We start from the raw sequence: 1,199 nt of genomic DNA, 5'->3' as shown, positions 1-1,199 counted from the left end.
CTCGTCTGATCAGTACCTTCCGCACGAATGCTATTTGAACTCAGATGATACTCGCTCTCTATAATCAGCCCGTTCGGCAGCTGCCCTTTGCGTGCCAGAATCTGGCTTTGAGCGTTAATAAGGATGCGCTTGGGCGTGAACAGCGAGATCTCATCCGCCGCATTCAGCGTCAGCTTCTTGTGACTGGTCAAGGTAATGCCGTAGTTATCGTCGAAGCTGAGTTTCAGCGGTTCTTTGCTTCCGCCCGTAAGGTTGAGCGCCGTTGGCGTCATCTCCAGCTCGCTGCCGTGCTCAGTGCCGAAATACCGGTTGTTTGGATTGCTAGTTTTGGGACTGCTGCCTCCATTTTTCCGAACAGCACCTACCACTATAGCGTTGGCTGCCGATCCATCGGGAAAATACAAGCTGGCATGCGTCCCTACCTGAGGCATGCTGTACATCGCGTTTCCTGTCGGGGGCGCAAACGGAAACCATTCCGACTTGGCACCTGCCTCTTTGTCGATGTCTAGATGGAGCTTAACCTGCTCTCCCTGAACCGCCAACACCTTTCCCTCAAGCGATAATCCTTTCAAACCGACATGCTCGCGAGGCTGCTGCAAAATACCTTCCCGCCGCGATAGACGGTACTTATATTTTAGTCCGCTTCCATCCAAATAAGCTTGCATACTGCTAACGCAAAGCTTCTTGTTCCGAAACTGGATTTCGTCTCCCAGCGCATACTGGACGTTACTCTCAATCTCATAATAGAAAAAATCCGTACTCTGCGCATCAGCCTTTTGCTCTCTGGCCTTTTTGAACGCCAGCAAATCCTTCTTGGCTGTATAAGCCGTATCATCCGCCAGCTTGTAGTTTTTCCCTTCCGGAAGACCGAAGTAAAAGCGGGGACTACTATCCAATATATCACAGCACACGATCGTTTGTAATTCACTGGATAATCGCTTAACAAACGCCCAGTCCGTCTCTTTATATTGAATGGCTGCCTTGCCCAGCTTAACGTCATTCCCTTCCGTCGCGATAACGTTAGCTCTTGAATGACCGCTCGCTACTGTGTCTAGCAATGCGGAATAACTCATTCCGCTATCTTGAAAAGAACGGCTTTTCTTCTCCGTATCCAGATGAAAGCTTCCGGATATCCCTTCAATTTCAATTGTATAGATACCATTGCGATTTGTTGTTTGGACTGAGGATACCAAACCCTT

1 pseudogene is annotated in these 1,199 nt (G+C 49.2%); it reads right to left on the bottom strand.

Annotated elements, in window-relative coordinates:
• Positions 1 to 1,073 (bottom strand): annotated as a pseudogene (locus ACFVVF_RS29190) (HNH endonuclease); the annotation flags it as partial.
• Positions 1,074 to 1,199: the final 126 nt, after the last annotated feature.

The organism is Paenibacillus sp. NPDC058174 (assembly GCF_042883865.1).
Taxonomy (GTDB): domain Bacteria; phylum Bacillota; class Bacilli; order Paenibacillales; family Paenibacillaceae; genus Pristimantibacillus.
This window is presented reverse-complemented; position numbering and strand designations above follow the sequence as displayed.